At 39.4% G+C, this 13,525-nt stretch carries 14 protein-coding genes; 11 read left to right on the top strand and 3 right to left on the bottom strand.

The window, feature by feature from the left end:
• Window positions 1-84 precede the first annotated feature (84 nt).
• On the bottom strand, window positions 85-405 hold the full coding sequence (locus AC2TF5_RS22705; protein ID WP_491299385.1) for a helix-turn-helix domain-containing protein: 321 nt from the start codon (window positions 403-405) through the stop codon (window positions 85-87).
• Between the two features lie 183 nt (window positions 406-588).
• On the opposite strand from AC2TF5_RS22705, the gene AC2TF5_RS22700 reads away from it, so the two are divergent.
• From AC2TF5_RS22700 to AC2TF5_RS22685, 4 genes are all read left to right on the top strand, one after another.
• Window positions 589-753: a Spo0E family sporulation regulatory protein-aspartic acid phosphatase gene (locus AC2TF5_RS22700; RefSeq protein WP_491299384.1), complete on the top strand. Its 165-nt coding sequence runs from the start codon at window positions 589-591 to the stop codon at window positions 751-753.
• Between the two features lie 471 nt (window positions 754-1,224).
• Window positions 1,225-1,482, top strand: a complete 258-nt coding sequence (locus AC2TF5_RS22695; RefSeq protein ID WP_491299383.1) for a hypothetical protein — start codon at window positions 1,225-1,227, stop codon at window positions 1,480-1,482.
• A gap of 225 nt (window positions 1,483-1,707) precedes the next feature.
• Complete coding sequence (locus tag AC2TF5_RS22690; RefSeq protein WP_491299382.1) at window positions 1,708-2,844, top strand: DNA cytosine methyltransferase; 1,137 nt, start codon at window positions 1,708-1,710, stop codon at window positions 2,842-2,844.
• The gene (locus AC2TF5_RS22685; protein ID WP_491299381.1) at window positions 2,837-3,934 is read left to right on the top strand and encodes a type II restriction enzyme NmeDI-related protein; all 1,098 of its coding nucleotides are present in this window, start codon (window positions 2,837-2,839) and stop codon (window positions 3,932-3,934) included. Before AC2TF5_RS22690 ends, AC2TF5_RS22685 begins: the two co-directional genes overlap by 8 nt.
• Before the next feature lie 191 nt (window positions 3,935-4,125).
• On the opposite strand, the gene AC2TF5_RS22680 is transcribed toward AC2TF5_RS22685, so the two are convergent.
• Window positions 4,126-4,314, bottom strand: a complete 189-nt coding sequence (locus AC2TF5_RS22680; RefSeq protein WP_491299380.1) for a hypothetical protein — start codon at window positions 4,312-4,314, stop codon at window positions 4,126-4,128.
• Window positions 4,315-4,594: 280 nt separating this feature from the next.
• On the opposite strand from AC2TF5_RS22680, the gene AC2TF5_RS22675 reads away from it, so the two are divergent.
• From AC2TF5_RS22675 to AC2TF5_RS22655, 5 genes are all read left to right on the top strand, one after another.
• The gene (locus AC2TF5_RS22675; RefSeq protein ID WP_491299379.1) at window positions 4,595-6,259 is read left to right on the top strand and encodes an AAA family ATPase; all 1,665 of its coding nucleotides are present in this window, start codon (window positions 4,595-4,597) and stop codon (window positions 6,257-6,259) included.
• Window positions 6,243-7,082: an HNH endonuclease gene (locus AC2TF5_RS22670; RefSeq protein WP_491299378.1), complete on the top strand. Its 840-nt coding sequence runs from the start codon at window positions 6,243-6,245 to the stop codon at window positions 7,080-7,082. Before AC2TF5_RS22675 ends, AC2TF5_RS22670 begins: the two co-directional genes overlap by 17 nt.
• Window positions 7,083-7,426: 344 nt before the next feature.
• A complete protein-coding gene (mutT, locus tag AC2TF5_RS22665) occupies window positions 7,427-8,473 on the top strand; it encodes an 8-oxo-dGTP diphosphatase MutT (protein WP_491299377.1) in 1,047 nt (348 codons plus the stop codon).
• 24 nt (window positions 8,474-8,497) lie between these two features.
• Window positions 8,498-8,821: a pyrophosphohydrolase domain-containing protein gene (locus tag AC2TF5_RS22660; RefSeq protein WP_491299376.1), complete on the top strand. Its 324-nt coding sequence runs from the start codon at window positions 8,498-8,500 to the stop codon at window positions 8,819-8,821.
• Window positions 8,822-11,263 (top strand): DEAD/DEAH box helicase family protein, encoded by a 2,442-nt coding sequence (locus tag AC2TF5_RS22655; protein ID WP_491299375.1) that lies wholly within the window; start codon window positions 8,822-8,824, stop codon window positions 11,261-11,263.
• A 91-nt stretch (window positions 11,264-11,354) separates the two neighbouring features.
• Here the strand turns inward: AC2TF5_RS22655 and AC2TF5_RS22650 are convergent, their stop codons facing one another.
• The gene (locus tag AC2TF5_RS22650; RefSeq protein WP_491299374.1) at window positions 11,355-11,603 is read right to left on the bottom strand and encodes a helix-turn-helix domain-containing protein; all 249 of its coding nucleotides are present in this window, start codon (window positions 11,601-11,603) and stop codon (window positions 11,355-11,357) included.
• A gap of 144 nt (window positions 11,604-11,747) precedes the next feature.
• On the opposite strand from AC2TF5_RS22650, the gene AC2TF5_RS22645 reads away from it, so the two are divergent.
• The gene (locus AC2TF5_RS22645) at window positions 11,748-12,245 is read left to right on the top strand and encodes a hypothetical protein (protein WP_491299373.1); all 498 of its coding nucleotides are present in this window, start codon (window positions 11,748-11,750) and stop codon (window positions 12,243-12,245) included.
• 183 nt (window positions 12,246-12,428) lie between these two features.
• Window positions 12,429-13,508: a restriction endonuclease fold toxin gene (locus tag AC2TF5_RS22640; protein WP_491299372.1), complete on the top strand. Its 1,080-nt coding sequence runs from the start codon at window positions 12,429-12,431 to the stop codon at window positions 13,506-13,508.
• Window positions 13,509-13,525 lie beyond the last annotated feature (17 nt).

Genomic DNA, 13,525 nt, shown 5'->3' with positions numbered 1-13,525 from the left:
TTGGGAACTTGAAAAGAGCTTTTTCCACTGAGAGGTGGAAAAAGCTCTTTTTGTAGTGCTTCAGCAGAAGGTATTACATGTAAACTATCTTCGGTATAGCTCTTTGAGGATGTTTAAGCCTCTTAGCTGGTTGTCTTCATCCTGCTGAAGCAGCAGGGAATTAACTTCAAGCAGGATCTCATTGTCTTTTTTGCCTAAGGACATGAAATCGAAGAAGTCTATATTAAGCGCATTGGTTATTTTTTCTAGGGTCTGCACGGTGAAGTTGCCTTCTCCTCGTTCCAGTCTACCAATATAACTAAACGAAGTTCCGATTTTTTCGGCAAGCTCCTCTTGGGTTAAGTTTTGACTTTTCCTTATTTCTCTAATAACAATGCCTAATCTCACTGTAATCGATTGCATCATATTGGTATCTACTCCTCTTATATAAGAAGTGTAGACAAAAAAAAGTTATTATTGCAGTCACTATAAGATTTATTTAATGTTAAATATTGTCCTTTAATGATTCAAATGGTAAACTGTAAATATATTCAAGTCTGTCAAACTGATATATATAAGATTTTAAATCGCGAATAGAGGTGGCGAGCAATGATGGATGCCGAAGTCATTCGGCAACGAATAGAAGAGTCGAGGCAATTGCTGTATCAGCTGGGGAAGAAGTATGGTTTGCGGCACCCTAAGGTCCTTAAACAATCAATGGAGCTTGATGAACTTCTTAATCGGTATAGCAAGGCTCTTGTAAAAAAGCCATGAAGTCGTTTGCCTGAATCAAACGACTCTTCGTTAAAAGAATGACCTCAACGATTGCCCACTCAGATCCAAGGCAGTAATGTTTTAAGATACGTTATTAATCTGCCTGTGCTTTCTTATCAGCAACCTCAACCTTAATTTGTTTGAATAACTCTTCTTGGATCATTCCTGTAATATTGTCTATAGCTGGGATATTGAATTCTTCTAGACCCAAATATGGCTCTGTCTCCTTTAGCGTTAACATCTTTCGCCAGTGGTAGTTGGATTGTAATTTAATGTGGTTGTTTCAAATCATCTGACTCTATATGAACCGGAAGAACTGCTGAACCATACATGCCTATGTCCTCCATAAATTTTATGAATAAGATAAATTTTTTTGTTAAAGTAAGGTTTCACGTATCGCCTATTATCACAATTGTGACAATAGGTGGTTTTTGTTTTCCATACATAACACACACAAATTTTTCGGGGGGGATGGACATTGATAAAATCGAAGATCACTTTGATATCGAACAGAAAATGATCGTTCGTTCATTAATGTCTTCGTTAAACGATGGATCACATTCCATAAGCGAAGATATGTATGTCGAAAGTAATACTGATGTTATCGAAAGGTATAATCGAGTGTTAGAAAGTATCTTTGTGAAAACGAATCATCATGCTCATTACGTGATGATGATGAGAGAGCAAGTTAACTCTAAGGTAAAACAAAACAAGACAATGAAGCTTTAAGAGTAGTCAGGAAATAAAATCCAGATTAAGCGAAGCTGCAAGTGGAACTCAGTTTCCAGTAGTTTTATAGACAAATTTAGAACGCTATATAGTGTATAATTAACTGTACTTGACTGTTCAACGCTATATTATTTTGTTATTATTTAATGTTAAGAAAGCAGCAACATGCGAACTAAACATTATTTATTAATATGTCGAAATTTGATTTTAAGGTAGGGTACAACAATGAGTAAAGCACCAGTAATCTTTTCATTCTTTTCAGGGGCTGGCTTCTTAGATTTAGGATTTGAAAATAGCGGATTCGATGTTGTTTTTGTAAATGAATACCATCGTCCATTTTTGGAAACATATATTCACTCACGTAAAGTAATGGGTATTCCTGAACCTGAATATGGCTACCATCTCCGTGACATTACAGAGTTTGAACAAGAGAATGAATGCAAGTCCCTTTCCAACTTAATTAATAAATCAAAAAAGAAAAATCGTCTTGTAGGGTTTATTGGTGGTCCTCCATGTCCGGATTTTTCAGTTGGTGGGAAGAACAAAGGATATGAAGGCGAAAACGGTAAGCTCTCAGCAACTTATGTTAATTTAATTTGTAAACAAGCACCAGATTTTTTCTTGTTTGAGAATGTTAAAGGACTATGGCGAACAAAAAAACACAGAGCGTTTTATGATTCGTTAAAGGAAACGTTACATCATCATGATTATGTGACCACTGAACGATTAATAAATTCAATTGAGTATGGCGCACCTCAATCTAGAGAACGTATTATACTAATTGGGTTCAAAAAGAGTGTATTGAAGGAATTAGGAATCACACAAAAATCTAATCAGGCGTTAACAGATGTATTCCCCTGGGAGAAGTATTTAAAATATCGAATCGAAGATATTAATGTATTGCCTTGGCCTGAAATGGAGTCATTTATTGAAGACGGTGAACGTTTGAAACCAAAAGGAATAATTGAAGAGTTAACAGTGGACTATTGGTTTAAGAAAAATGATGTTGAAAATCATCCCAACGCTAATCAATATTTTACGCCAAGAGCAGGATTAGCAAAATTCTTAGTGATCCCAGAAGGTGATGATTCTAAGAAATCATATAAGCGTCTGCATCGATGGAGACCTTCTCCTACAGTTGCATATGGGAATAATGAAGTTCATCTTCATCCATATAAATCTCGTCGATTATCTGTTGCTGAAGCATTGGCATTGCAAAGTTTACCCAAAGATTTCGAATTACCTCAGAACATTACATTATCTAATGCTTTTAAGACAGTTGGTAATGGAGTTCCCTATACAGCATCAAAGGGAATTGCTCAAACTATCCTAGACTTTTTAAAGGTGAAAAATAATGAATAAATTAACTGCAGCTAACATTGTACACGAAATTGGGCTTTTGCCAAAAAACAACGTCTATAACTATATTTACAGTAATACGCGAACATTAATAAAAATAATCGATACTACCAAACCCGAGGGACCAATCATTATTAAAAGAATGCAGCCTAAGAAAGGTAAGACATGGCGGGATGCGAAAAATGAATCTATTTCAACAAAGATGATTTGGAGATTAGCTAATGCATTTGCCCCAAATCATCCAATAAATTTAGAAAGAGTATATGGAGGAAGTTACAACACCCGTTCCGTACTGGAAGCTTTGCTTGCTTATACCCCACAATTTTATTATTGTTACCCAGGACGTATTGAGAGTATCAGTTCTAGTAATAAAATTAAGCCTGGTCATAAGCATTTGATTTGGTGCCCAGATGATCCCCATAAACCGAATGAATTAGTAGAGAAAAAAATAAACATGGTCATATCAGAAGTACCTTTTGCAGATATAGTTTATGATAACGATGCATTGGTTCTTCCAGATGAGATTAAGACTCCCGAAATGGACATTGAAACGAAGCGTAGACATAGCCAAATGCAAATTGCTCTTATTGAAATTGGCCAGCATTTGGGCTTTAAAACATGGGTTGCTCAAAATGATAAAGGAATTGTTTATAAGAATCAGAAAATAGGTGAAATGGAAGGAGTTATTCCTTCATTAAGTAAAGAACAAAATTTTATTGCACCATTTTATAGTGCTCAAAAAGCGGCACTTCTCATTGACTGTATATGGTTCAAGAATGGAAAGTTAATGCCAGCAGTCATGGAGGTTGAGCACAGCACTGGCGTAACAAGTGGATTGACTCGTATGAAAGGTCTCCAGGATGCTTTGCTCGAAGTACTTCCTCCGTTTCCTACTCGTTATGTAATAGTTGCAGCTGATGAGGACAGAGAAAAAGTATTTAAAGAGGCATCACGTCCACAGTTCCAATCGTTAAACGCCAGATTCTTCCCATATAGCGCAGTAGAAGAGATGTATGCATTGTTTAAGCGTCGTAAGCTTAAAGGTATTACAGAAGAGTTTCTCGACAGTTATATGGAGCCTGTATTAGCTTAGTTAGCAAAAAAAACAATTCTACCGAAATTAATCCGGGTGGAATTGTTTTTTTTGTTATTAAAATTTTATAATATTGCTGTTTAGGAATTAGCTGAGTTATCAGTAAGCCGGATATTATGGGCATAAAGTTAATGACTATTAGAATTCTCCACTGTAATTTTGGGAATTATAGAGAGTGCATAGAATTCCTTTTAGATAAGCTGAATGGTGCAAACATTTCTTAGATAGTAGGCTCCGTTAATTTTAATACTTTCTGGAGTGTACTTTTCAATAAGACCAGAATTTTCAAGTAATGATTTATCATGAAATACATTTACTTTTTTTTGAAGTATGGCTGCTGTAAACAATTCTAAATCAGATTTTAAAACTTTATCATCCATTTAAGATACCTTCCTTGTATCTTTATTGTGACTTTATGTCTGATACGTTAGGTATTATATACTATTTTAGGGTCTATTATACTATACTGAGATTACTAGGAGAAGGTAGAAGAGCATATATAATCCCAGGTGATTTAAAGTCGACTTTCTTGCATTTTCTAAAATGACCTCTTGTATTAAACATCAACTATTTTTAGAATTGGTTTACTTACGTATGTTCTCGATTACTATGTTCCCAGTTTAATAATATAAACGAGATTAAGCTTGTGGAGGTATTTAAATGAAATTTAGGGTTCTACCCGTAAATGGTAATGTTAAATATGAAGAAGCTGGTTTTATATATCTTGTAATGGATAATTGGAATGACTGGTGGGAGTTTCGGGTTCTTTATCAACTATATTATAAGGATGAAAGAGATGAAGTGACTTATATAGGCTCTGTAAAGATTGGTGAGTTCAATATGATAAGTGGGCAAGATAGGGTTGATATACTGAAAGAATTTGACTCTTTAAATGAAAAGTTTTTTTCGTTAGGACAAGACAACTATTATTATGAAAATCTTAATCGTTTAGGTGATGTATTTAGAGATGAATTACTACAAAGCTTAAATGATATATCTTTGGATTTGGCTCTCTATGATAAAGCTATAAAAGAGTGGGTAACAAAACGTGCCCTTACGAGAGGTATAAGGGCTTCAACTATAAAAAAGGAATTTCATTTGCTAGCAAAAGGAGACTCTGCTTTATCGAGCTATAACTTTAAATATATTTTAGCTAAGAAGGGGAAGGAAGATAGTGTCTCGCATGAGCTTCAATTTATGACTGAACCTGATTCTAATCCTCCTACAAATTTGTACGCTATAATTGGTAGAAATGGAGTAGGGAAGACACACTTACTGGGTCAAATGGTCGAGTCACTTATGAACAAAGAAAAAAACGAGGGCGGGGGTGAATTTCGGTCAGAAGTCCCGCTGAATAAGGATGAGAAATTGTTCAAAAATATCATATATATTTCATTTAGTGCATTTGATGAAGCCAAGTTTTTAAGAAATCAAAAGGGGACATCTAAACAAATTCGTTATTCCTATATCGGCTTGAAAAAATCAACAAGAAAGAAGAAAGGGTTGATACAGTCTTCCCTTGTAGATACAGAAGAAAAAATTATTACTAAGAGTACGGAACAGCTTCGTGAAGAGTTAGTTGATAGTTTATGGGCTTGCAGGGAAATTCCATCAAAAAGAGTGAGACTTGATCAAGCCATAGAGATGCTAAGTGCCGATCCGGTTTTTTCTGCTTCTGGAGTAACAGATTTGCTTTTAACAACGTCAAATTATGAAAACAATCTTTTAGGATTAGCCGAAAGAGAACGTAGAAAATTAAATACTACAGAAAAAAACTTATTGAGGAAGGATTTTAAGGAACGAGCACTACCTTTATGTAAAAAATTTAGTTCAGGGCATAGTATTGTCTTGTTAACAATTTCCCTGTTAATTGAAGAGTTGGAAGAATCAACGCTTGTTCTGTTAGATGAACCAGAATCTCATTTGCATCCACCTCTGTTAGCAACCTTTACGAGGATTCTTTCCAACTTACTTGTCAAAAGAAATGGTGTAGGTATTATAGCCACCCATTCGCCTGTGATTTTACAAGAAATACCCAAAAAGTGCGCTTGGATCTTCAACCGAAGTGGAAGCAACTTAAAGTTTGAAAGGCCTGAAGTTGAAACCTTCGGAGAGAATATAAATATTCTAACAAAAGAGGTATTCTCATTTGAACTAACAAATTCAGGTTTTCATAAACTGCTAGAAGACGTGGCCAATAAGACGGATAGCTACCAACAGGCGCTAGATTACTTTAATAATGAACTAGGGATGCAGGCTCGTGCAATTTTAAGAGCGTTGATGACGACGGAGGAAAAAAGGGATATAGATGAGGAAAATAAATAAACCAACACAAATTGCCACTGAGGTTTTTTCAAAATGCATTAGTAGAGTGAGAAAAAAGGAATTAAAAGCTAAGTTGCAGTCATGTATACCAGATATCGGAGTTGCAGCAGATGAGTTTGAAAAACTGGCAGAAAAGTCCTCTTTGTGTACATTTAAAGATGAACTGTGTTCCGTTAGAGGTGTTACTATTAAAGAAATGGAGGCTGTATATACACAAAGGATGGTTGACAAAGATTCTCCTGGTAGAGAAGCGTATGATGAGCTAATGAATGCTTCAACAAATTGGACCTGTCCTATATGTGGGCAGCGTAAAGTTTCTTCGTTAGATCATTTTTTACCTAAATCAGTATATCCATCACTTGTAGTGACTCCAATTAATTTAATTCCAGCATGTGATCAGTGTAATAAAAAAAAGTTAGATGTAGCTCCATCTTCAATTGAGCAAACTACTTTGCATCCTTATTTTGATGATTTAGGGACAGAACGTTTTTTATTTGCTAGAGTTCTTGAGTCTGTCCCCCCAGTAATTGAATTTTATATTATTCCACCAGTAAGTTGGAGTATAGAGAAAGCGAAACGTGTTGAATATCATTTCAGGACTTTTGAGCTAAATTCACTTTACAGTGTACATGCTGTTGATGAAATATTGGGTCAAATATATTACTGGGAGAATTTGACTAAGGAGGGATTGAGGGACGAGTTATACAGACAAGGTATAAGTCGAGTAAAGCATCATCCTAATTCTTGGCAATCTGCATTTTATGAAGGTATGTCACAAAATGATTGGTTCTGTAAAGGAGGCTTTCTTGCTTTTAAAGTGTAAGTAGGTTATTCATTTGGATCTTCTGGTATTAATTATACTTTTAAGCTGTCAGAGAAATCAAAGCATTCTGATTCATGATGCCCTTGTGTCTTAGAGATTTCAGAAAGCGCTATCTTAAATCTATTAAAGGTTATTGATATTTTTATTGCCATTGTTGACTTCTATCAATAACGAAAGTAACCCACTCTTAAGGTTCACTGCTCCGTTCACGTTCCTCGGAGAAGCGGAATATGTCCGACATGAGGGCAACAAACCAATTAGTTTTGTCTGGCGCTTAAAGGAAGAAATGCCGGCGGCACTAGTGCCTGTGGCAAACAAAGTTATCGTATAGGGAGTGAAGACACTTGTTAGAGGTTGCGGCGGCGATTATAGAAAATGATCAAGGGCAGCTCCTGATTGCCCGAAGGCGGGCCGGTAAGTCACAGGCTGGAATGTGGGAGTTCCCGGGTGGGAAGCTGGAGGCTGGAGAATCTCCGGAATCATGTTTAAAGCGTGAGATTCAGGAGGAGATGAAGATTGAAATTGAGCCCTATGCGTGGTTCGGAAGTAACGACCATCATTATGGAGCGACACACATTCGGCTGATTGCATACAAAGCTCGCTTTACAAGCGGCACCATTCAGCTTGTCGATCATGATGAGTTCCGCTGGGTGGAGCGTCATGAGCTTGGTGAGTATACTTTTGCGCCTGCGGACGTGAAATTTGTAGAGATGCTGGTGGAAGAGCAGAAGATAGCGGAAGAAGAGAATCTGATAGAAGAGCGGGAGACTGCTGCGGTAGACATCAAAAGTGCTCTCAAGCAGGCGTATAACCACCATGCGGACTTAAGAGATTCTACGGAATTGGAAGATTGGAAGGCAGAAGAACGGGAAAACGTGCTTCATGTATTTCAAGAGAACCATGTCCGAAATGTGCTGGAAATCGGTGCCGGGCCAGGCCGGGACAGCTTATACTTTAGGCAGCATGGTTTGGATGTAACAGCGATTGATATGTCAGAAGAAATGGTCCATTTGTGTCAGCAAAAGGGTCTGAACGCCATGGTCATGGATTTTTACCAATTGAAGTTTGCAGATCAGGCCTTTGATGCCGTGTACGCTATGAACTGCCTGCTTCATGTTCCGAAGGCGCAGCTCTCTGACGTGCTCGTGGAGATTAGACGTGTATTGAAACCGAACGGCCTCTTCTATTTGGGGCTGTATGGCGGGTTATCGACGGATGGGGTGTGGGAGCAGGATACATATGAGCCGAAGCGGTATTTTGCCATGTATCCCGATGAAGAGATCCAGCGAATTGTCAAAGAACATTTTCAGGTGGAAGACCTCCATACACGTTCCATGGGTGAGGGAAATCCACATTTTCAATCCATGAGGTTAAGAAAAGAATATCCATGATTATGGAGAGGGGATAGTTAAACGATGCCTGTATATAACAAGCTTGTGCGGGACTTGATTCCTGAAATTATCGGTTCGCAGGGAAAACAGTATTCGATTCAGACGCTTGAGCCGGAGGCTTATCATGCTGAACTGCGGAAGAAGCTGCAGGAAGAGCAACAGGAATATTTATCGGCAACAAGTAATAAAGAGGCCGTCGACGAGCTGGCTGATCTGCTTGAGGTGATCTATGCTTTGGCCTCTGTCCATGGGGTTACGGAGCAGGAACTGAATCAGGTTCGAAGTGAAAAAGCAGCGAAGCGCGGCGGATTTAAAGAACGTATCTTGTTGATCGAGTCAGAAGAGTAAATGCCAGATATTCGATTGATCACCGAGAATCTTGCTGATGAATTGATTCAAGGCATACGCCGCGCTTCGGGCATCTATATCATGACCTCATTTGTGATGGAGTCCGGTGTAAAAATTTTGGCACCACACTTGGAAGAAGCGCTTCAGCGGGGAGCCGAAGTTAAGCTCTTGGCCGGGGACTATCTGCATATCACGCAGCCCGATGCTCTGCGCCGACTGCTGCAAATTAACGGACTGGAGCTACGGATATGGCGCAGTCGTGGAACCTCGTTTCATCCGAAGGCTTATTTGCTGGATTATGATCATGACGAAGGCTTGTTTATCGTGGGCTCTTCCAACATGTCTTTGTCTGCGTTAAAGATGGGCTTCGAGTGGAATCTGGCGATGAGTGCACAGGCGGAGCCATACACGTTCCAAGAAGCTTTAGAGAAATTTATGAATAGCTTCTATCACGAATACACCGAGCAGGTTAATCTAGAAACAGTTCGGTTGTACGAGAACGAATATGAGGCTTATCGGGATAAATATCCGGAGTTAACAACGACGATCTCAAAAATGGAAGAGACAGAGCTCACTCCTCTTTCCGAGGAAATCGAATCTGCTGCTCCTGACGACAGCGCCATGGCAGAGCATGGTTTGACTCCCCGCCCTGCGCAGGCGATGGCGCTCGAAGAGCTGAACAAAACGATCGAGGAAGGCTATGACCGAGCGATTGCAATCATGCCAACAGGGCTGGGGAAGACGTATTTGGCTGCATTTTTTGCCCAGAGGTTTGAACGGATACTGTTCATCGCGCATCGGGAGGAGCTTCTGCATCAAGCCCGCCGTACCTTTCAGCATGTTATGCCGTCTCGTTCCAGCGGGCTATATGACGGTAAGACGAAGGAAGCAGACGTGGATATGGTATTTGCTTCGATCTATACGCTTGGACGGAAGCGTCATCGGGAAGTGTTCAGGGAACAGTCCTTTGACCTGATTGTAGTGGATGAATTTCACCATGCAGCGGCAGATACATATCGGGCGGTATTAGATGAACTTGAGGCCATCTTCCTACTGGGCATCACGGCGACACCGGACCGTATGGACGGCAAGGATATTTATGCGCTGTGTGACGGCAATATCGCCTTCTATATGCATTTTATAGAGGCAATTGATCGGGGTTGGCTAAGTCCTTTTCATTACTATGGTGTATTCGATGAGATTGATTACTCCAAGGTCACTTGGCTGGGCACCCGCTATGATGAAACAGAGCTGTTGTCCGAACAGCTGCAGGATCATGTGGTGGATCGCATTTATGGTGCTTGGCAGCAGCATAAGCTGACGCGTACGCTGGCTTTTTGTTCTTCTATAGCGCAGGCAGATTATTTGGCTAACTACTTCCGAAAGAAAGGGCATGAAGTGATCAGTCTGCACTTTCAGACGAGAGAAATGTCTAGGCAGGAGGCAATCCGAAGGCTGGAGACTCGTGATCTGGAAATTATATTTACCGTCGATTTGTTTAATGAGGGAGTAGACATCCCATCCGTGGATACGTTACTGTTTGCTAGGCCGACGGAATCGCTAACCGTCTTTACCCAACAGGTTGGTCGTGGGCTTCGTATTCACGAAGGCAAGCAGGTATGCCATATTATTGACCTGATCGGGAACTACCGCAATGCAGATCTCAAGCTGTCGTTATTCAAGCTGCCATATGACGATGATAATAAGGGAAAAAAGCAGCGCGACGAACTGATCCCTTCTGTTCCGGAAGGCTGCCTCATTTCTTTCGATCTTCAGGTCATAAATCTGCTTCAAGAGCTCCAACGTAAAAGGCAGCCACTGAAGGAAAAGCTATTGTCCGCTTACCTGGATGTAAAGCAGGAGCTTGGGAGGCGTCCGAGCTACCAAGAGATGCATCTTCACGGTGGGATGGATTCGAAGCTATATCGTCAGCAATTCGGTTCTTATGTCGGCTTGTTGAGCTGGGCAAAGGAGCTATCCCAAGAAGAGCAGCGGGTCTACGAGATGTATCGATATTGGCTTGAGGAAGTTGAAAAGACAAATATGTCGAAGAGCTACAAGATGATTGTGATGCTGGCGATGCTGGATCGTGGTGTGGAAGAGTGGACTAAGCCAATTACAGCAGAAGAGGCGGCACCGTTTTTCTATCAATATTTAATGAGCAAGGAATACCGGAAGTTGAAGGATTTCTCAGATAAAAAAACGAGCAAACTGTGGGAATATGATGCGGAACAGTTAGCCCGATTAGTAGCTGAAATGCCGATGACCAGGTGGGCCAATAGCTCGAATAGACTGATTGATTTTGACGGCAAGGAGTTTGTCATTCATTTGAATATCGATAACGAGCAGTGGGAAGCGCGCCATATAGTATATCAGTGGACCAAGGAAATTGCTGAGTATCGCTTGACGGTGTATTTTGGACGTAATCAAGGAATGATTTAATATTATTCTTTATATAAAAAGACACATTCAATTTTTAGAATGTGTCTTTTTGTTTCTCTTTTTAATAGAGAAACTGATGAGGCAGCAAATTTTAATCTTCCAGCTCCATCTCAAATTTTTCGATAAGTAAAGATGCCTTAATATGTAGTGCCTTTGATAATGAAAGAATTGTATGTAATGAAGGGGCCTTTTCTCCGTTCTCCAGTTCACTAATATATGAACGATCTACACGAGAGTACAGGCTTAATTCGTCTTGAGTAAGCTGATTTTCTTTTCGGAGTTTACGTAGGGCTTTACCAAATGCGATCAGCTCTATTGATTTGTCACCATGATTCTTCAAAATAAAAACCCCTTAATTGATAGTTAAAATAATCATATGTTGTTCTATAAGGGTATTTCCGTAGGCTATTGCCTACAAAGTGTGTATGATGATACAATACATATACTGGAATTACTGATAAATATATAGATAGAAGGGGGACTTATGACAAACTTAACAACTAAAAGGGAACATGAAAATACATTGAATAAGTTAGCCGAGGCAGAGCTAGATGAATCTGTATTAATAAAAGCGATAAGAGAGTATTATAATCTCTCTCAGATTTATATGAATTTTTCGCTCTTATTTATAGACGTGAAGTTGCCTCATGTTAGCATAATATTATGTGAGCATGCCTTAGAATCAATGCTGAGAGCACTTTATATTAAGGAAAATCATGACCTGTTTCATTCACGTACATTTTCGATAGATGATTTAACTCAATTTTCATTCAAAAGCTCAGTTGTTGATATGGATACCATAATGCTGTTATACTTCACGAAATTCTTATCCCATCTTGAAGATTATTCTTTCATTGATCAAATACAAAAGGCCCATCTTATAAAATTAATCTATAGAGTAGACGAGACATTGATTAATTTATCTTCTAAGATAGCAATCTTTTCTTCCGAAAAGTATAACTCTATCCAGAGCGAGCATTGAATCATTGAATCATTGGTACTGCCCATGATCAGATCACATTGTTTATTCTCTGAAATAGTAACAATGAACCAGATGGCCGATAACAGCGGTGGATTAAAAATCGGAAATGAAGGACCTTGGAACCTTTACCAATTATTTGTAGATCAATAAAATTAGATTAGCAAATGATGGAGAGGTTGATTTATGTCCAAGATCCTTGTTACACCGGAGCAGCTGCTCCGTGTGGCGAATGAATTTCATATAGCGTCAATACAATTGGAATGGACCATTAACCTGCTGAACCAGCAAATTTCCACGATGCTGGTTTGGGATGGAACAACGCGGCAGCGGTTTTTTGACGATTTCCACAGATCCCGCAGCGAGATGACATTAACGATTGAGCACATGAGGGTAATTAGTGAGGAACTAAAGCAAATTGCTATTAAATTTAGACTTTTAGACGAAGAATTATTTCCTATACTTCTTGGTGATGGGGAAGATGAGCCTAAAACATGGCAAAACTATGCTGAAGAGCTCTGGGAAGGTGCGAAATCTGGCGGGCAAAAGTTAGCCGACTCTATTGGCGATACAGTAGAATCGCTAATAGAAGATCCATTGGGAACCAGTGGACAGATGCTATACAATGCTACGATCGGAACCGTTGAGGAAGTCATCGACACAGCTGTGTGGGGGACTAAAATGGTTTTTGATGTTGACGACACCCGAGAGAAGTTTAATGAGAAAATCAATGAAACAGGCGGTATGGCGAACTATTTGGGAGAGCAGGGAGCTCTGTTTGCTGGAGGAGTCCTTCTCCGCAGGGTCGGGGTGAAGAATAGGCATGACTCGGGTGGTAACGGAGGTAAACCACCTAAGAAAGATGAGGGGACGCCAAAAGCTGGTGCGAATTTGGTAGAGGGTAAAGGTATCTATACTCAATACTCGGGAGGTTTGAAACAGTCTCCTAAAGAGGATATCGGGGCTGATTTATTTGCAGAAAAATTGGGTGGCGAATCCAGAGTAATATTCAAGAATGATCCTAAAGGCCGTGAATTCGATGCAATATCTGAGCAATACGTTGGACAAACCAAAACCTCAATAAATAATCTAAGTCCTCAGTACAGGGAGCAAGCTAAGGCTACGATAGAAGCGGCGATTGAAACTGGAAAAAAAGCATACTTTCATTTTGAGACTCCCCCTGTTGATAAAGTCATTAGGCAGTTACGAGAATATGAGAAAAGATATGGTGTTGAGATAATCATTGATATATCTCCATTTAAATAACTATGATTTAGGAGGGC

It is taken from the genome of Paenibacillus sp. JNUCC 34, assembly GCF_058269055.1.
The sequence above is the reverse complement of the archived record's forward strand: the minus strand, read 5'-3'. Positions and strand labels throughout refer to the sequence as shown.